14 protein-coding genes and 3 pseudogenes are annotated in these 17,846 nt (G+C 44.4%); 5 read left to right on the forward strand and 12 right to left on the reverse strand.

The features are described 5' to 3' along the window. The first annotated feature begins 479 nt into the window (after positions 1–479). Positions 480–1,094 (forward strand): hypothetical protein, encoded by a 615-nt coding sequence (locus JGK14_RS05590; RefSeq protein ID WP_325314836.1) that lies wholly within the window; start codon positions 480–482, stop codon positions 1,092–1,094. A 440-nt stretch (positions 1,095–1,534) separates the two neighbouring features. Here JGK14_RS05590 and JGK14_RS05595 read toward each other — a convergent pair whose 3' ends face one another. From JGK14_RS05595 to JGK14_RS05625, 7 genes and pseudogenes are all read right to left on the reverse strand, one after another. After that, positions 1,535–2,923 (reverse strand): UDP-glucose dehydrogenase family protein, encoded by a 1,389-nt coding sequence (locus tag JGK14_RS05595; RefSeq protein ID WP_293177056.1) that lies wholly within the window; start codon positions 2,921–2,923, stop codon positions 1,535–1,537. A gap of 194 nt (positions 2,924–3,117) precedes the next feature. Beyond that, a pseudogene (locus JGK14_RS05600) lies at positions 3,118–3,738 on the reverse strand (NAD-dependent epimerase/dehydratase family protein); the annotation flags it as partial. 33 nt (positions 3,739–3,771) lie between these two features. Further along, positions 3,772–4,422 (reverse strand): annotated as a pseudogene (locus JGK14_RS05605) (LAGLIDADG family homing endonuclease); the annotation flags it as partial. 183 nt (positions 4,423–4,605) lie between these two features. Continuing rightward, positions 4,606–5,052, reverse strand: a pseudogene (locus JGK14_RS05610) (GDP-mannose 4,6-dehydratase); the annotation flags it as partial. A gap of 640 nt (positions 5,053–5,692) precedes the next feature. After that, positions 5,693–6,640, reverse strand: a complete 948-nt coding sequence (locus JGK14_RS05615; RefSeq protein WP_293177054.1) for an NAD-dependent epimerase/dehydratase family protein — start codon at positions 6,638–6,640, stop codon at positions 5,693–5,695. Between the two features lie 134 nt (positions 6,641–6,774). Next, the gene (locus JGK14_RS05620) at positions 6,775–7,164 is read right to left on the reverse strand and encodes a glycosyltransferase (RefSeq protein WP_293191579.1); all 390 of its coding nucleotides are present in this window, start codon (positions 7,162–7,164) and stop codon (positions 6,775–6,777) included. Then, positions 7,157–7,324 (reverse strand): hypothetical protein, encoded by a 168-nt coding sequence (locus JGK14_RS05625; protein WP_293191575.1) that lies wholly within the window; start codon positions 7,322–7,324, stop codon positions 7,157–7,159. The genes JGK14_RS05620 and JGK14_RS05625 overlap by 8 nt, the downstream gene beginning before the upstream one ends. Before the next feature lie 123 nt (positions 7,325–7,447). Here JGK14_RS05625 and JGK14_RS05630 point away from each other — a divergent pair, with 123 nt between their 5' ends. Further along, positions 7,448–7,798, forward strand: a complete 351-nt coding sequence (locus JGK14_RS05630; protein WP_293177052.1) for a DUF433 domain-containing protein — start codon at positions 7,448–7,450, stop codon at positions 7,796–7,798. Further along, positions 7,776–8,135 (forward strand): DUF5615 family PIN-like protein, encoded by a 360-nt coding sequence (locus JGK14_RS05635; protein ID WP_293177050.1) that lies wholly within the window; start codon positions 7,776–7,778, stop codon positions 8,133–8,135. Before JGK14_RS05630 ends, JGK14_RS05635 begins: the two co-directional genes overlap by 23 nt. A gap of 104 nt (positions 8,136–8,239) precedes the next feature. On the opposite strand, the gene JGK14_RS05640 is transcribed toward JGK14_RS05635, so the two are convergent. Next, positions 8,240–10,957, reverse strand: coding sequence for an ATP-binding protein (locus JGK14_RS05640; RefSeq protein WP_325314837.1), 2,718 nt, complete (start codon positions 10,955–10,957; stop codon positions 8,240–8,242). A 503-nt stretch (positions 10,958–11,460) separates the two neighbouring features. Next, positions 11,461–12,552 carry an ATP-binding protein gene (locus tag JGK14_RS05645; RefSeq protein ID WP_325314838.1) on the reverse strand — a complete coding sequence of 364 codons (1,092 nt, stop codon included), beginning with the start codon at positions 12,550–12,552 and terminating at the stop codon, positions 11,461–11,463. A 159-nt stretch (positions 12,553–12,711) separates the two neighbouring features. On the opposite strand from JGK14_RS05645, the gene JGK14_RS05650 reads away from it, so the two are divergent. Then, complete coding sequence (locus JGK14_RS05650) at positions 12,712–12,987, forward strand: hypothetical protein (RefSeq protein WP_293177044.1); 276 nt, start codon at positions 12,712–12,714, stop codon at positions 12,985–12,987. 80 nt (positions 12,988–13,067) lie between these two features. Here JGK14_RS05650 and JGK14_RS05655 read toward each other — a convergent pair whose 3' ends face one another. From JGK14_RS05655 to lepA, 3 genes are all read right to left on the reverse strand, one after another. Further along, positions 13,068–13,487, reverse strand: coding sequence for a type II toxin-antitoxin system VapC family toxin (locus tag JGK14_RS05655; protein ID WP_293191452.1), 420 nt, complete (start codon positions 13,485–13,487; stop codon positions 13,068–13,070). Then, complete coding sequence (locus JGK14_RS05660; protein ID WP_293177040.1) at positions 13,484–14,056, reverse strand: type II toxin-antitoxin system HicB family antitoxin; 573 nt, start codon at positions 14,054–14,056, stop codon at positions 13,484–13,486. The genes JGK14_RS05655 and JGK14_RS05660 overlap by 4 nt, the downstream gene beginning before the upstream one ends. A gap of 275 nt (positions 14,057–14,331) precedes the next feature. Further along, positions 14,332–16,146, reverse strand: coding sequence for a translation elongation factor 4 (gene lepA, locus JGK14_RS05665; RefSeq protein ID WP_293177038.1), 1,815 nt, complete (start codon positions 16,144–16,146; stop codon positions 14,332–14,334). 746 nt (positions 16,147–16,892) lie between these two features. Here lepA and JGK14_RS05670 point away from each other — a divergent pair. Further along, the gene (locus JGK14_RS05670; RefSeq protein WP_293146178.1) at positions 16,893–17,120 is read left to right on the forward strand and encodes a type II toxin-antitoxin system CcdA family antitoxin; all 228 of its coding nucleotides are present in this window, start codon (positions 16,893–16,895) and stop codon (positions 17,118–17,120) included. The last annotated feature ends 726 nt before the right edge of the window (positions 17,121–17,846 follow it).

Below are 17,846 nucleotides of genomic sequence, written 5' to 3' on the forward strand. Positions count from 1 at the left end.
CAAGTAATCATCCAAGATATCAGCTTGGCAACCGACAACATATTGTTCCGTAAACAGAAATATTACTCACCCTCACTCCGAAAAACTTATGTAGCAGAATTACCAATGGGCTACGAAGGAGAATTTGGACCAGGAATCAAAGCCTTAATCATCAGTTTGTACGCTAGGGGGTAATATGAGGATGCGGTAAACTACTGGAGTTTTTAGCCGATCTAGGTATTTCCATCTCAGCAGGTTATTTATCCAACCTGCTAATCAAAAACCACTCCGGTTTTGAAACCGAGAAAAAAGAAGTTTATGATTCAGGACTAGCGAGTAGCCCCTGGCAACACTTCGACCAAACAGGCGCGCGTGTAGCTGGAGTAAACCATACCACCAATATCATCTGCAACCCTTTATATACAGTATACTTCACAACAGCGAATAAAGACAGACTGACTGTCCTGAGAGGATTACAGCCAGGACGAGAACTAAAATTCATGCTCAATCCACTGACATTCTCACTAATTGAGGACTTCAAAATCCCGGCTAAATGGCAGAATGCTCTCAAGCTATTACCCCAAGAAACGGTGTTGGGTGAGTCAGAGTTTAATCACCTACTTAATAAGTATGTACCCAAACTGGGTGCTCAACAAGTTACCAGGATTAGGGAAGCAGCAGCTATTGTTTTCTATCATCAGCAAACTGATTGTCCAGTCGTACAAACTCTTTGTTGTGATGATGCTCCGCAATTCAAGTTAATCACTGCTGATAGAGCATTATGTTGGGTGCATGAGGGAAGGCATTACAAGAAGTTAAGCCCGGTATTCCATTGCCATCAAGTAATTTTAGGGAAATTTATCGAAGATTTTTGGGATTATTATCGGGAATTATTAGCTTATAAAGATGTTCCCAGTCCTGAAGCTGCACTGCTTTTAAGGTCGAAATTTCGGCGGCTTTTTGAAACTCCAAGCGGCTATGAATTGTTGGATGAACGCAAACAATTAACTGCGACAAAAGTATCGGAGTTGCTGAGGGTTTTAGAGCACCCTGAATTACCTTTACACAATAATCCCGCTGAGTTAGCTGCCCGAACTTGCTGTGCAGCGACGTAATATTAGCTATGCAACTCAGACGATTGAGGGTACGAGGGCATGGGATACTTTTATGTCTCTTGTTGCTACTAAGGAGTCAGTTGGGAATCAGTTTTTAAGGGTTATGTGCGTGACCGAATTTCTCAACTTGGAATTATTCCCTCTCTGTCCACTATTATTCGCGAAAAATCTTCTCTTTATCCCTTGGGCTTGTCTTGGCAACTAGATTAACTGCTACCCCTACTTATTGAGCCGATACGTATGTATGTTGATGTAGACCTTGGCAGGGCTCTCGCATGAGGACAAAAAAATGGTTGGCGATCGCGATCTACTGTCGCCCTCATGCGAGAGCCCCTACATAATACATATTTTGTTCTTTTTGTCAAAATATTCTACTGTACGGACGCTCTAGGTGCGCATTGCGCACCTTACAGGATAGAGGTTATCCTCCAAACTCTTTCTTATCTTCCAATCCCGACATATTGGAAACCAGCCGCTTCTAAAACCTTCTTATCTAAGAAATTGCGGCCGTCAATCATCACCGCATGAGCCATCAATTTGCCCATTTTATCGTAATCTAAATTACGAAACTGTTCCCAGTCAGTCACCAACACCAAAGCATCGCAACCGTCAGCCAATCTTTCCGCATCGGTTTCCACCAAAACTCCCGACAAACCGTGACGCATCCCAGTTTGAGAAACAATCGGATCGTAAGCTTTAACTTTCGCTCCCAATCTGTTTAAATTCTCGATTAAATTCAGGGAAGGAGCATCCCGCAAATCATCAGTATCCGGCTTGAAAGTCAAACCCAAAAGTCCGATTGTTTTGCCTTTAAGAATCTTCAAAACTTGCTGCAACTTTTCAATCGCAATCGAGCGCTGGCGTTCGTTCACTTCCACCGCCGCTTTCAGCAAATGCGCTTCATATCCGTAATCGTCAGCAGTGTGAACTAAAGCCGAGACATCTTTGGGGAAACAAGAACCGCCCCAACCAATGCCAGCCTGCAAAAACTTACTACCAATTCGCGAATCTAAACCGATACCTTTCGCTACTTGGGTAACATCTGCACCGACTCGATCGCAAATATTAGCAACTTCATTAATAAAGCTAATCTTGGTAGCCAAAAAAGCATTAGCTGCGTACTTAATCATTTCTGCGGAACTGATGTCAGTCATCACCACAGGTACCACAGGCAAAGACGGATTTTCTGCAAACTTGCGATCGACAATTGGTGTGTATAATTGTAGCATCAGATCCATCGCCCGCTGAGAGTTGCTGCCCAGAACAATGCGATCGGGATTAAACGTATCGAAAACAGCACAACCCTCGCGCAAAAACTCTGGATTGCTAACCACATCAAAATCAGCACCAATTTTTGCTGCTACTTCCTCACCCGTAGCGCCCTCACCGCTTTGAGCTTTTTGACGTTCAGCCAAACCATCTAATACAATCCTCCGCACCCAATCTCCCGAACCGATGGGTACAGTTGATTTGTTTACGATCACTTTGTAATCGCCGTCGAGGTGAGCGCCAATGCCGCGCGCCACCGCTTCCACGTAGCGAGTATCGCTTTCCCCAGTGGGCAAAGGAGGCGTCCCCACCGCAATGAATAAAATCTCCCCGTGAGCCACTCCTGCTGCTAAATCTGAAGTAAATTCTAAATTTCCCGATTGAGAAGCAGAGGACATCAATTCAGACAGTCCGGGTTCAAAAATAGGTGACTGTCCCGATTTCATTAATTTAACTTTTTCTTCGTTGTTGTCTACACAAATGACATGATGTCCGATGTGGGCCAAGCAAGTGCCGGTGACTAAGCCAACGTATCCTGTACCGATGACGCAAACACGCATAGAAATGTCCTCAAAGTTAGTAAACAGTTGACAGTTGACAGTTGACAGTTGACAGTTGACAGTTCTTATTAGTCAGATGGCAGGCAGATTGAGGAAGCAAAAGGGAATAGGGAATAGGGAATAGGGAAGAATGAAGAATTAAGAAGTAAAAATACTCCCCCTCTCCTCCTCTCCCCCTCTATCTCTCCCTCTCTCTACTTTTGGTTTCCCTCGATGCGATCGCGAAAATCTTTCACAGTTAACTCTAAACCTTTATCCAGCGGCACAGTTGGTTCCCAGCCCAACCAATTTTTAGCAAGAGTAATATCCGGTTGTCGCTGTTTTGGATCGTCTTGTGGCAGCGGTTTGAAGATGATTTCCGCCCCTGGATTAATCATATTTTGAATTTTCTGTGCTAACTCCAAGATAGTGTATTCGCCGGGATTCCCCAAATTCATCGGCCCGATTTTGTCGCTATTCATCAACCGAATAAATCCTTCCACCAAATCGGAAACGTAGCAAAAACTCCGGGTTTGGGAACCGTCACCGTAAACAGTCAGCGGCTCATTCCGCAAAGCTTGCACAATAAAATTGCTGACTACTCTGCCGTCATTTTCCAACATCCGGGGGCCGTAGGTATTGAAAATTCGGACAACTCGAATGTCTACCCCATTTTGGCGGTGGTAGTCAAAAGATAGGGTTTCAGCTACTCGCTTCCCCTCGTCGTAACAGTTGCCACAAAACGCTGCCTTGCCGTTGCGGCGGACGCAGATTACGTGATTTTTAACATTGACACAATAAACATTTCCCGCATAACGAACTGGTTCGGGAGTTACGAGATTTGCATCTTTTGGAGGGCGAATATTAACGCGATAAAGATCGCGACCGATTGCATGATTGACTACCGTTGCTGCATAGCCGCAGCGCATTGCTAACTCTTGTACGTCATCAGCCAATTGCTTTGATTTAGTGTAATAAGCGTAGGCATTTCCTTTTTGAGAGCCATCTCCCAATATCAAAGCTTTGAACAAAATTAATGACTGTCGCTGAGACAGATTTAGGTATTCTCGCGGTATGTATTTGTCACCAGACTTGCCCAGAGGCAGCAAAATTTCTGCTAATTGTTTGCTGCAAATCCGAAATTGATGGTCGTCGGAGTCAAAAAACTTGAAAGGAGTCCGCTGGAGACACTCTGCTATTGCTGTCCGTCCTTCTGGATTTACTTGAGCGATTAATATGTTGTAATCAGCAATATCATAATCGCAACCGTTAACGACTCGCGCTCGCCTGCGGACGTGAACGCAACCTTCGGAAATGTAATAACCCAGAAATTCCAGCCAATCATCCATCCGCACCCGTTCGACATTTACTTTAGCATTGCGCGGCGGTTCTCCTAATTCAAACCATTCTTGTTCTGCCGCTAAAAATTCTGCTCCCGTGATGGCTCTTTGATGGTGCCAATATACATCTGTATCGGCTTGGAGAAAGTTCAATTTACCAGTGCGGTTTTTGACATACATCCAGTGATTGGGAGTCACACAAAAATCAAATTTAGAATTGGCAAATCGGAGCAAGTTACCCACATAAGGCTGCACGATATGCTCGTCAGGAACGTGATATTCAATCTGATTGTCTGGATTGAGAGTTGCTACGCGAACTCCCGGCTGTAAGTTAGGAAAAGGAACCCAACCGTTTTCTGTCAAAATTTCAGTATTCTCGTCGTAACAACTGCGAATACCTATACAATTAACGTTACCGCGATAGTCTTCTGTTTGGGGATGGACATCTGGATCGCCGTAAACTTCTGATGTGGAAGCCAGAAAAAATCTGGCCTTCACCCGTTTCGCCAATCCCAACATATTCATCGTGCCGATGACGTTTGTTTTAATTGTCTTGACAGGATTGTACTGATAGTGTATTGGGGAAGCTGGACAGGCCAGATGGTAAATCTGATCTACCTCTAACCGAATCGGTTCCGTGATGTCGTGGCGGATCAGCTCAAAATAGGGGTTGTCCATCCATTTGAGGATATTGCGCTTAGTCCCGGTGTAAAAGTTATCCAGGCAGACTACCTCGTGTCCTTGGGCCATTAAGCGATCGATCAGATGGGAACCGATAAAACCCGCACCGCCTGTGACTAAAATTCTCATGGGGGAAACTGCCGTTCTGTTTAGAGGGTAAGACTGTGGTACAACAATTCAGTCGATCGAATCAAACTTGTTAATACAATAACAAAATATCGATCAACAATGTAAAGACTTATCCGCAACCTGGATCAAATCTTTAATTAACTTAGCATTGTCAGAATATATGCAACAGATTGCGAGCTAGACTGGAGCTAACCTAGTTAATTTTACTTACACTTCTATAATTCCGAAAAAATACTGTTGACATTATCTCCACAGTGACTATATAATTATAAATCTTAATTTTTGGTGCCATTTTTAGTTAACAAACATTAGTTAGCAAACGAAAGATAAAGTCCTTACTATAAACTTAATAATGACTAAAGTCCTGACTACAAACCTAATAATTTTGCAACAATTATGAAAGTTGGTATAACTCCACCAAAAAAACATCACACCGAGAAACCGGGTTTCTCGGTGCGATCATATCCAGTAGCTTCATCCCTCATTGGATTTGATATAGCAATCCTAAATCATTTGCACAATTGTTGTAGGGCTCGAACCACGTTCGGTTGCCCGATAGATAGGGTAGGCAAAGAAAGGTACTACCCTACAAATTTATCTTAATTATTTAGGATTTCTATATGAGTAAGTTAAGCACACTCTAACCGTACAAAGACTGTACCCATTCCCATTCTTGCCTCAATCCTTCTCTCAAAGACACCTGTGGCTGATATCCCAAGATTTTCTGAGCTTTCGATGCGTCAGCGCTAGTATCTCGTGCATCTCCTTTGCTCGATTCTAGGTAATTGATGCGAATCGGGCGATCGACAATGCTTTCCATCGTCTGAATAACTTCCGCCAAAGCAACTCGACTTCCCCCTCCAATATTAAATATTTCCCCGACAGATTCCGGCACTTTAGCGGCAGCTAAATTAGCGGCAACGCAATCGCTGATAAAAGTAAAATCTCGGGTTTGCTGTCCGTCTCCGTAAATTGAAATCGCTTCGCCGCGCAAAATTGACTTAAAAAATATGTGAAATGCCATATCGGGACGCTGGCGAGGCCCGTAAACGGTGAAATAGCGTAGGATGGTTGCGGGAACGCCAAAATTGTGATGATAAAGCGAAGCCAAACGTTCAGCAGCTAATTTGGTAATCCCGTAGGGAGAAACTGGTTGAGGGCAGGCAGTTTCGGAAGTAGGAAAAGTTTCAGCATTGCCGTACACCGACGAAGACGAAGCCAATACAAACTTTTTCAGTTGCGGTGCATCTTTGGCGGCTTCTAGGAGTACCTGAGTTGCATTGATATTGCGTTCCGTATAGCTGCGGAAACCGTATCCCCAACTAGCACGGACTCCTGCTTGGGCTGCTTGGTGGTAAATGACTTCTGCATTTGCTAATAGCGGTTTCCAATCCAAAGATAGGATATTACCCTCAATTAGTTTAAAATTTGGATGTTTTTCAAAATGAGCGAGATTTTTTCTCTTTAATTCGGGATTGTAGTAATCGTTGACTTCATCAACTCCGATTACTTGTTCACCTTGGTTTAAAAGAGTTTCGACTAAGTTAGAGCCGATAAAACCTGCCGCGCCTGTAACAATATTACTCATGGGTTGATTGTTGATTGTTGATTGTTGACTTCAGCATATAAAGCCTCGTATTGCTTTGAGGATATGTGGCAGGTCATAATTAACCATATTTTCTCGTCCGCGCTTGCTCATATGTTGAGCTTCCTCTGGATGGTCTAAAATCTATGCCATTGCTGTGCTATTCCGTTGATATCTCCCAACTTTACCAGCAAACCATTGCCATTTTCTAATAAATCACGAGTGCCTCGAATTTCTATACCGATGACGGGGACTTCGATGCAGAAAGATTCCATGACGCAATTAGGAAGCCCTTCTTGAGAGGAAGCAATCAGAGTAGCTACTGAGGCACGAATCAAAATGGGGATATCTCGTCGCAAGCCCAAAAAATGTACTTGCTTTTGAATTCCTAATTCTGATGCTAGTTCTCGCATTTCCTCCAAAATTATGCCATCTCCGACCAAAGCTAAGTGTACTTGAGGTCGAGCTAGTTGGGCAAATGCCTTGAGAATATTGCCAGGGCGCTTGCGGGGAATAAATTCAGCCACCGACAAGAATAAAGGGTTTTCCGACTATAGTCATGGGCTGGAGATGAAACATCGGGGGCGATCGCGAGGGATTGCCTCTAGGAAATGCTAGAAATAGAGTTGCTGAGTTTTTGCGGCCTGTACCAGTTGGGTCAGTATTGTGCCAAAAGAGCGATCGCATATCTGATTTGGTTTAGGCTAAGACAGAAAGGGCGATCGCAGCCATACCTCGCTAGAATTAAAAGTGGAATTATAGTAAAATTATAGTTAGCAGTACGATCGGCTAAAAAGGAAGGATTAAACTGTGCAACTAGAAGAATACTTCAACTTTCTAGCACCTGATGACATTCGCCTGAAAGATTCGCGGATTGGAATTGAAACTATCCTGTACGAGTACATTTATCGTGCTCGCACCCCAGAGGAAATTGCCAATATTTACACTTCGCTGAGTCTAGAACAAGTTTATGCGACCATTCTGTATTATCTTCACAACAAAGAATCTGTGAGCAATTACATCGCTGACTGGTTGGAATGGGGACGCAGAATGCGAGAGGAACAGCAGCGAAACCCGTCGCCTGCGGTGCGGAAACTGATGCAGTTAAAGGCAGAAAGAGAAGGCAAAAAGGCGAAAAATGCTCAAATATCTCATGGATGAAAATGTTAATCCAGTTTATATTAACCAACTGCGCCGGCGGGAATCAGATTTGATAATTCGGGCTGTGGGAGAACCGGATACTCCTCCCAAAGGTACGTTAGATCCAGAAATCCTAATTTGGTGTGAAGTACATAACTTTGTGCTGCTGACTAATAACCGCAAGTCAATGCCGGTACACTTAGCGGATCACATTGCCCAAAATCGCCACATACCCGGTATTTTTATCTTCAACCCCGATATGGGTATTGGGGAGACACTGGACGAGTTGATTGTGATTGCGGGAGGTTCTTTTGATGGGGAATATCAAGACCAAATTATTCACTTGCCAATTCCTTGAATTCGTTGAGGCTTGGGTTTTCACAAAGTCCGATCGCCCTTGTGTGAAAAACAGCAAGATACGCGCGTGCGTAGCTATCCTGTAGGGAATCGCCATTCCCGATTTTAGTGGCTTCCTCCCAATGACATCTGAACCCAGCGGCGAAATAGTTCTACAGCTATACAGTAGCAACCATTAATTTCTTTAACAACATCGTGGCGTTCCAGAGTTTTTAATGATTCCTCTAAACTTGTTTGATCCATCCCTGTTTCTGCACTCAGCCTGTCGAGATTCATGCCTTTTACATGAGGTGCTAATACTCTTAAAATCTGCTGTTGTCCCGATGCACCTTCCGCTGCTTGACCCCAAACTGCTGTAAAATAGTAGCGATATCTGGAGAAAAATTCCGGGCCATCAATTACAGTTGCTACATCTTCTAGGGTAAACATGGGATCGCGGGGTCTTCCCATTTCAAATACTTGGCTGTTGTAGAGGCGTACTAACAGGAATCCTACCACTTGCGTGAGGTAGGGTTGGCCGTGAGTTAGTTCATAAATGCGATCGAGTGCTTCGGGTTTATAATCTAGGATAAAGTCATCATCGGGATTGGCTAAAACTTGGCGAGTTGCACCTAGACTCAGGAAACCAACTCGGATGGGGATAATGCTAGCAAAAAGAGGATTGAAATAATCTCCGGTCATTTCATCCAAGGTGTGCAATCCAGCAAAAGCTAAGGCAACTTTAGAACTCATTTGCAGTATTCCTCGCAAAAAGCCGATAAAATCTGGATTGATTTTCCCAGCCTTAATCAATTCTTCAATTTTTTCAAACTCGTCTAAAGCAACGATCAATCCACTTTCTATATTTGCTACTACTTGTTCGATGTAGCGTCCAAAGGTGAGATAGGGTAGATTGAGTAAATCGCGATCGGCTGGAGGTGCAATCTTGACCGTTTTGGCAATGGCATCGGTGATGAATATTAGTAGTTCGCCGACTCCCTCAGAGCAATCTCCCACCCGCAGCAAATTGACATAAGCCACCTGTACCTTTGCTCCTAAGCAGTTGGTAGCATTTAACAAAATCGAAGTTTTCCCCATCCGCCGATGACCGTAGAGAGCCACAGATTGCAGGTTATTTCCCTTTACCCACAATTCCTCTAGCTCTCTGATGATATCTTCGCGGCCGACAAATAGATTGCCTTGGACTGGATCGCCAATTACATAGGGATTAGTGACCGGTTGAGTAATTGAAATATCTCCGATTTTACCTGTGACTTGCAGTAATATATCTACCCATTTTATGACTATTTTAAGGATTAAAATTCTTTCAGTTTTTGGTATGATATTTGACTGATTTAAGAGAGTTCCAAGCTGACCTAAGGCTCGGTTGAGGGCAAGGGAACGGGCAGAACGAGATACGCTATTCTGGACGACTTGAACATCGGCAATTACCCGTCGTAGAGAAGCAATTGCTTGCCAAGTAGTCTCGCGCAGCCGAGGTGGATTTGGGGAAGGTGGCAGTTGCAGGGAAGCAATTTCGGCTAGTTCTGCTGTTTGGTCAAAAGCGGTGAGAATTTGCGCTAAGGTAAGCATCTCCTCTCCATAAAGCAAATCTCGCACTACAGTAAAAGCTTCTGTAGCTTTGTCTGGTTCTTGTTGATGGAGATACCAGAAACCAGCAGCAGAGGCACGGGCAGGAGTATTTAAACGTATTTCTGTTTGAAATCGAGCTTGAATTTGCTGTTTCCAAGGTGCGATGATGAAAAAACCTGCTACTACTTTTGACTTCATTACTTCACTGAGAGAAACTGAGGCAAAACGCACTAAATTCCAATCATAAGGATCTTCTGATAATTGAGCGACTCGATAGATCAGTTGTTCTTTTGGGGTCTCTGCTAGCACGCGATTTATAGCTTTAACAACTGGGATAAACTGAAGGGTAAATTTTAGTAGTTCGTTAGTGTTATGCAATCCTGTTTGCCAATCCAGCCTCAGCCAATTAGCTATTTGAGAAGACAGGTAGGGAAGGGGAAGTGGGGTAATGTGAGGAAATTGTCTATTTTGGTGTTGACGCTGGAGTAGAGTGAACGGTACAGCGAAAAGCCAATTTTCAGGACGTGCGATCGCCACGGCTGACGCCACGCCGAATCCCACGCCCAATGCCACGGCTGACGGTACGCCCCACTCCACTGCTGACGCCACGTCCCACCCCATGCCCCATACCACGGCTGACGCCACGCCCCACATCACGCCCAGCCCCACGCCGAACATCACGCCCCACCCCACGCCCCACATCACGCCAAACCCAAAACCTGACCTGATCAGAACTTCCAGGACTAACCCCACACCTAACGTCACGCCCATCACCACCACTGACGCGACGCCTGATGTCGGGACTGATGCCAGGACTGGCCCCACGACTAACACCACGGCTGATGCCACCCCTGACGCCACACCTAACAACAGGACTGATCCCACTAACACCACCCCGAACATCACACCCAACCCCACGGCGGACGCCACGTCCCAATCGATAGAAATGCCTATTTCCCCCAAAAGTCTACTCAAGCCTATAAGGATAACAATGATTAACACCAAGGCTTGTAGAATTAACTGACGCTGGACAGCATTTTGACGCAACCATTCCCACTTTTCTCGCCAGCTTTTGGCATCTTTTAAGCTAGATTCACCACCAAAGGTAGACTCATACCACCGCAAAGCTTGAGGGAAGTAAAACACCCAATATAATAATCGCAGGTAGTCTAAAGGATTCCACAAAGAAAGAGGACGTTTCAGTTTAGGAGCTAAATCTAAGCGAGGAATAGGGGGATGGTTTTGACTCATAAATAGGTGGGTATGAATGAATTTAAATATGGGTGATTAAGTATCGTATCCAGTAAATCAACCACGATTCTTGTAGGGGCGGGTTCGCCAACCATTCATGACAAAAATCAACAATTTCCTAAACCCGCCCCCACCCCACCAACCAAATAAATGTACCGCGAATTTATTGGTAAAATGTGAATCTTGGCTGGGGAGGGCAGGTTTATGAGATTGTCTGTTTTAGCCAATTATTGTTGGTGAACCTGCCCCTACGAGATAAATGTGAATATAAATCTCGGCTGGGGAGGGCAGGTTTTTGAGATTGTCTGTTTTAGGCGATTATTGTTGGTGAACCTGCCCCTACGAGATATTGGATTGTGCGATCGCATATCTATCAATTTATATAGTCTAGTGAAGGGCAGGTTTTTGAGATTGTCTGTTTTAGGCGATTATTGTTGGTGAACCTGCCCCTACGAGATATTGGATTGTGCGATCGCATATCTATCTTAGCTTTCTATAGTATTTTAGGATGATTTAGTATCGTTGATATAACGATCGTAAGCTTGATAGCACAATTGCATCAATTTCTGAGGATAGCCGCCACTTTCAGCAATTAACTCCGCAATTTCTGCCTCAGTAAACCTTACGGGTTCGGGAATAGGTGTTAACCAGTCAGCATTGAGGCGACTATCAATAAATTTGCGGCTAATTTGATCATCCCATTGCTTCAGAGTTTCCTCAATGCAAATCCCTTTGAAAGGAGATGTCATATTTTTGTCTTGACTATCAGGAAACAGGGTATCGAGAGAGGTGCAGGCGGCGACAACTAGACGCAAAGGTGCATCGGTTCCCTCGGCCAAACCCCGCAATTGGCCGCGTACTTGGTTCGTAAATCCATCCCAGGTCATTTTCTCGACTTCATCTAAAAGCAACAGGAATCGGTGCGATTCTAGAGCCCGTTTTAGTTGATATCCTTTGACTGTCTCGATACCCGCTTCGCCACACAAAGCATCGTAAAAGTCATGTTCATCATAAACATTATTTAAGTTAAGGTAAATGGGTTGGCGCGGATGACGGAGTTCAGTTGGGGTTTCTCGGTAAAGGGCTTGTAGGAGGGAACTTTTGCCGATCGCCCTTTCGCCAATAATTGCTACACTACTACCACCATTCAGCGTCTCAAACACCCGCCGTATTTCTCGTTGTCTGCCAAAGAAAAATCGCGGATTGTCTATCTTGCCATGTTGGGGAATAAACGGATTGTTGTGGTTGGAATTATCAACTGCGATCGAAGAAACCGGGTTTTTCACCGAATCTATCGACTGCAACGAAGTATTGTCGTGAAAAAACCCGGTTTCTGGGCCCCGCGTAGTTGTATTGGGATTTGTAATGTCTTGCCAATCCAATCCTAAAGCCTTACAAATTCCAACAAAACACTGCGGGCTGACACGCTTCTGCTTGAAAAAATTATTAACTGTTTGAATATCAATACCTATCTTTAGACTTTTGTCTTCTCCCATTAAAACACGATCGGCTAAGTCTTTGCGACTCCAGCCTTTGTCTATGAGAGCTATTTTTGCTTTTTCGATTCCAGCCTCAGATGCTGCGATTCCCGCCATAGTCAAATTACAAACCTTTTAAGTATTATAACTGGCGATCGCGAACCAAACGCATCTTAAACGCATATCAAACTCATAGTATTTGAAACCCATACACACCTTGGCTTTCAAGGTTTTACCCTTTATGATTAAAACATCACCAATCAAAAGGTAGCAATTATGAAAGCTCAACCAAATATGACACCTGCTAAACCTAAATCTCCTAAAATGATTCGTAAAAATACCTCTCCTCAACCTCCCTCTCCTTTCGAGTACGTCTTCGCAACTGTTGTCTGTATTACCTTACTTTCTGGAAGCGTGTCCTTATCGCTTAGTATGGAAGATCGGCTATCTCCGCAACAAATTCGCATTTTTGAGACTTGCAAGGATACTTGGAATATGGGTGTCGGTGCAATTTTCGGACTTTTAGGTAGTAAAGCAGATGATGATGAGTAATCTCTGATGGTTTATTTGCAAAAGTACGATCGCCCTTAATGTTCAAAAGTGCGATCGCATTTAATCCCTCACCCAATTCCTCAAATTGTCCAATCTTCAAACCTCAAACCCGGTACTCGCTCAAAATCTCGCCGGTTCCGCGTCACCAGAATAGCGTTTTTAGAAAGCGCAATAGCAGCAATCCGCAAATCTTTTGTGCCGATGCGAATCTTTTGACGCACCAAATCTGTATAGCAATTGTAAGCATCGCGATCGAACTTCAAGACATTCACACTGTTGAAATACTCTACTCCATCCAGAAATCCCTTATAACCCCAGATTACTCGCTCCGATTGAGAAGATTGATTGATCGCATTCAACCATCCCCGCATTTGTTCCTCAACGGTAATCACTGTTACTGCAATCTCTTCAGGATTAACCTGACTAACTCGCAGCTTTACCAGCGGATGATCGTTTTGAAAAAGCGTCAAACAATCCGTATCTAATACCCACAAACTCATTTTACTCCTATCTCCACATCAACTTGTGGGTAATCTGTTCCCATTTCCTCATCAAGGGTGTTGCGATCGGCTTCCATATAAGCAACCACCTCATCAAATAGCGGATTGTCTTTATACATTCCAGCAAACTTCATCCAAGGATGTTCCGGTTTGGGCGGTTGAATTGCCAAAGAAATGAGTTCGGCTTTCTCTAGCCGATCGCCCACAACTAAGCTAATATTGGTAATAACCTCTTCCCGGCTATTACCCTCTGCCTTACATTCTTCCCAACCCAAAGCCATCGCTTGATACTTTCCCTCTGTTTCCTGTTCGATCAGGATTGTCAAAGCTGGGCTATCGGGTTTTTGCTCTTGGATTTCTAGCGAAATGAATTCAGCTTTTTCTAAATGATTCGTCACAAGTTGGCTGAGATTTGCGATCGCCTCTTCGCGAGTATTTCCCTCAGCTTGACATTCAGGTAAACCCAATACCATCGCTTGATATTTTCCCTCTGTTTCCTGTTCGATGACGGCTGTCAATGAAAAGTTAGTTAATTTGTCCGACGACTTCAGTAATATTTTGGTAGTCATAATAGTAAATTCAAGTGAGAATTATATTGTTAATTATATCAACATCTTATATCATTTTCAATAAACCTTTTTGGCACGGGCAAGATGCCCATCCCACAAGAAAATTTACTCTTTGTGGAACAGGCATCTTGCCTGTTCGAGGTGATTGCAAAAAACTACGATAAAATTGACTCTTTGTGGAACAGGCATCTTGCCTGTTCCTAGAACCCCACAAGAAAAATGACTGTTTGTGGAACAGGCATCTTGCCTGTTCCTAACAAAGCCCTACAGACAAATTACGAATCGCGATCGAGCTTAAGCACAGCCATAAAAGCCTCCTGCGGCACATCCACAGTACCCACAGACTTCATCCGCTTCTTACCCTTCGCCTGCTTTTGCAGCAACTTCTTCTTCCGCGAAATATCGCCGCCGTAGCACTTCGCCAACACATCCTTCCGCAAAGCCGGAATATGTTCCGAAGCAATCACCTTAGCGCCAATAGTCGCTTGAATCGGCACCTTAAACTGGTGGCGGGGAATCAACTCCTTCAGTTTTTCCGTCAAGCCGCGGCCAACATTGTAAGCCTTATCCCGGTGCACGATCATCGCCAAAGCATCAACCGGATCGCCATTAATTAAAATGTCCAATTTCACCAACGGATTTTCGCGATAACCGATGATGTGATACTCCATACTTGCATAACCGCGCGATCGCGATTTCATCTGATCGAAAAAGTCCGTCACCACCTCCGCCAAAGGCAACTCATAAACCAACGTAGTCCGCCCCTGACTCAGATACTTCATATCCATAAAAATGCCCCGCCGACTTTGAGACAACTCCATCAGCGCCCCCACATAAGTTTCCGGCGACAGCATTTCTACCCGCACATAAGGTTCCTCAATCTTCTCCCGATATTGAGGATCTGGCAAGTGACTCGGATTGTCAATTGTTAACACTTCTCCCTTAATTGTTGTGACTTGATAAACCACAGAAGGAGCCGTAACAATCAAATCCAAATTGTACTCTCTCTCCAATCTTTCCTGCACAATTTCCATGTGCAGCAAACCCAAGAAACCGCAGCGAAAACCAAATCCCATCGCACTAGAAGTTTCCGGTTCGTAGGAAAGCGCCGCATCGTTGAGTTCCAGTTTTTCCAAAGCTTCCCGCAAGTCAGGAAATTGGTCTGCATCGATCGGGAATAAGCCACAAAAAACCATCGGCTTAGCCTCCGTATAACCAGGCCAAGGCTCCGGTGCAGGCTTTTTGACCAAAGTAATCGTATCCCCGACGCGAGCATCAGCTACCGCCTTAATTGCCGCGCCCAGATAACCCACTTCTCCCGCGTGCAGTTCGTCTACTTGTACTTGCGTCGGTGACAAAATGCCCAATTCATCGATGACATATTCCTTCCCCGAAACCATCAACAAAACCCGATCGCCCTTTTTGACACTTCCGTCCATCACCCGGAAATACACAATTACCCCGCGATAAGCATCGTAATAACTATCAAAAATTAGCGCCCGCAGCGGTTTCTCAACAGTATCCTGCGGCGGCGGCACCAATTCCACGATCGCCTCCAAAATATCATCAATACCAATTCCTTCCTTAGCAGAAGCCTCAATCGCCCCGCTACAGTCCAGACCGATAATTTCTTCAATTTCCCCTTTAACCCGTTCCGGTTCCGCCCCCGGCAGGTCAATTTTATTTAGAACCGGAATAATTTCTAAATTATTTCCCAAGGCAAGGTAGACATTTGCCAAGGTTTGTGCTTCCACGCCTTGAGAAGCGTCTACCACCAGCAGCGCCCCTTCGCAAGCAGCGAGCGATCGCGAAACCTCATAGGAAAAGTCAACGTGTCCGGGAGTGTCGATCAGATTTAGCACGTACTCCTGACCGTCCTTGGCAGTGTAATTCATCCGAGCCGCTTGCAGCTTGATCGTAATGCCACGTTCGCGTTCGAGATCCATATTGTCTAAAAACTGCTCCTTCATTTCCCGTGCCTTCACAGTCCCAGTCGCCTGCAACAGTCGATCGGCCAAAGTCGATTTTCCGTGGTCGATGTGAGCAATAATCGAAAAATTACGAATGCGAGATACAGGAACGTTTGTCATAAAACCTATCGGCAAAAGATTGACTTTTGCTGTATTATAAAACTTCATTCAATCTACAGTCATTTATAGTCATTTAGAGACTTAAATAAAATTTAAATTTTTCTCGCTTGTGGGTTGACAAAGCCATTGTATTTATGCTATGTTCTCTCGCCTCCTCCAGCCTAGACGCCCTCCTCAGAAAAAGTTTTGTCTCTGTTGTTTTACAGAAAACTCTGGAACAGTGGAGAAAAAGGCGATCGGCAGCATCCCGCATCAAACGAACAGCCCAGTCCATTTGAGATTAGAGATTTTAGACTTCGGGGTGCACAACAGATTTAGATTTGAGATTGGAGACTGCGGCGTGAGACTTGAGCGAGCGCGAGCATCGAGTTCAAAAAAGGAGAACGATTTTCAACTTACTCCGCAACCGATAAATCTGGGAGATCGAGCAGGGGTCTAAAATTTTGGGCCGAGCACCACGATTGTCGGGCGCTTGTACCCATTTTTGGCGTCAGGTTACTCTACAGAGGCGGATAGCAAACTGAAAAATATTGGTGAGAAGTTGCTAGCGCTTGACAAGAAGCAGATAATTTGGTCAAATGACGGAAGCGGGGCGGCAAGGGTGTAAAAAATACAGGTTTTGAGCCGCTGTGCATCTCTACTAGGGATAAGGCATCACTTCCTTCAAAACACTTCCTTCAAAACAAAAAGGCGTAAATTCCTAGAAGGAATTGAAACTTAAGAATTAAAACTAGGATTTTTTAAGTATGAGCGAGTCAAGTATACACTCCCACAGTTCGTCAGAAAAAGTGGAACTATCTATCCATATAGATTCTGAACTGCTAGACCAAATTAAGCACTTGACAAATGACCCCAGCAAAGTCATTGAAACAGCAATCAAGCAGTGGCTCAGAGGCGAGCGTCGCGAAGACGATCAGGCTATGAGTTTGCGTCGCACCCCTCCTGTCCCGCCCCGCGGCGAATGGAACGACTGAGGTTGTCTCCTGTCTCGCCCTCCTACGGCGCGCACAAATCTGCTGGGCATAAAATTTCTGGGTGTGAAATTTAGATCGTCCGAGCTCCGGCGAGATAACTCCGGCAGATTTCCGGGCGAAATACAGGTGGTTCGGAGCAATATTGGTTAAGTAGAAGGAGCTTTTCTATTGTGACGGCAAAAATGCGATCGCCAGTCCCCGACTTGAGTTTTTGGCAGCCTCAACTTTTGGCGGAATTTTTAAACTCGATAGTTAATATGTGCAGACTACTAATTCCTACATCTTAAGTTGTATTTTTAAATTACCGAAAACTGCTGACAACAAATAGTTTTGAGTTTTGAGTTGAGTTATAAATTAATTTTTGGGGAAATTATTGATAACTAAAAATGCTGTGGTAGAAGTCTAAAAGAGTTCTGAGTTTCGAGTCTCGACCTGTGAATCATTCATTAAAAAGCCAACTACTTTGCAGTCAATTAATATAGCCACCGTGCCCGATCGCGGGGAATTTATTAATTGCTAAAACTAATGCGCTCGATTGCATCTTCCATCTTCAATCTTGCATCTTCCATCTTTTTAGCTTGAGCGACTTATACGGCTTAGCCGAAGGAAGCCGCAAGGGCTTATTCCTTCTTCCTTCTGTTAACCCTTGTCTTGCGCGATCGGGCTCTTCTGTCAACCCAACGACCGGCTTTTCGGGCTCTTCTGTCAACTATCAACTGTCAACTC

Origin of the sequence: Microcoleus sp. PH2017_28_MFU_U_A, assembly GCF_020738035.1 — a bacterium.
GTDB lineage: Bacteria > Cyanobacteriota > Cyanobacteriia > Cyanobacteriales > Microcoleaceae > Microcoleus.

Excerpts from the sequence above, each read along its gene's own strand:
- JGK14_RS05615 (WP_293177054.1), bottom strand. The coding sequence starts at position 6,640 with ATGAGTAATATTGTTACAGGCGCGGCAGGTTTTATCGGCTCTAACTTA.
- JGK14_RS05640 (WP_325314837.1), bottom strand. The coding sequence starts at position 10,957 with ATGAGTCAAAACCATCCCCCTATTCCTCGCTTAGATTTAGCTCCTAAA.
- lepA (WP_293177038.1), bottom strand. The coding sequence starts at position 16,146 with ATGACAAACGTTCCTGTATCTCGCATTCGTAATTTTTCGATTATTGCT.
- JGK14_RS05635 (WP_293177050.1), top strand. The coding sequence starts at position 7,776 with ATGCTCAAATATCTCATGGATGAAAATGTTAATCCAGTTTATATTAAC.
- JGK14_RS05595 (WP_293177056.1), bottom strand. The coding sequence starts at position 2,923 with ATGCGTGTTTGCGTCATCGGTACAGGATACGTTGGCTTAGTCACCGGC.
- JGK14_RS05655 (WP_293191452.1), bottom strand. The coding sequence starts at position 13,487 with ATGAGTTTGTGGGTATTAGATACGGATTGTTTGACGCTTTTTCAAAAC.
- JGK14_RS05670 (WP_293146178.1), top strand. The coding sequence starts at position 16,893 with ATGAGCGAGTCAAGTATACACTCCCACAGTTCGTCAGAAAAAGTGGAA.
- JGK14_RS05645 (WP_325314838.1), bottom strand. The coding sequence starts at position 12,552 with ATGGCGGGAATCGCAGCATCTGAGGCTGGAATCGAAAAAGCAAAAATA.
- JGK14_RS05590 (WP_325314836.1), top strand. The coding sequence starts at position 480 with ATGCTCAATCCACTGACATTCTCACTAATTGAGGACTTCAAAATCCCG.
- JGK14_RS05650 (WP_293177044.1), top strand. The coding sequence starts at position 12,712 with ATGAAAGCTCAACCAAATATGACACCTGCTAAACCTAAATCTCCTAAA.
- JGK14_RS05625 (WP_293191575.1), bottom strand. The coding sequence starts at position 7,324 with ATGCGATCGCTCTTTTGGCACAATACTGACCCAACTGGTACAGGCCGC.
- JGK14_RS05660 (WP_293177040.1), bottom strand. The coding sequence starts at position 14,056 with ATGACTACCAAAATATTACTGAAGTCGTCGGACAAATTAACTAACTTT.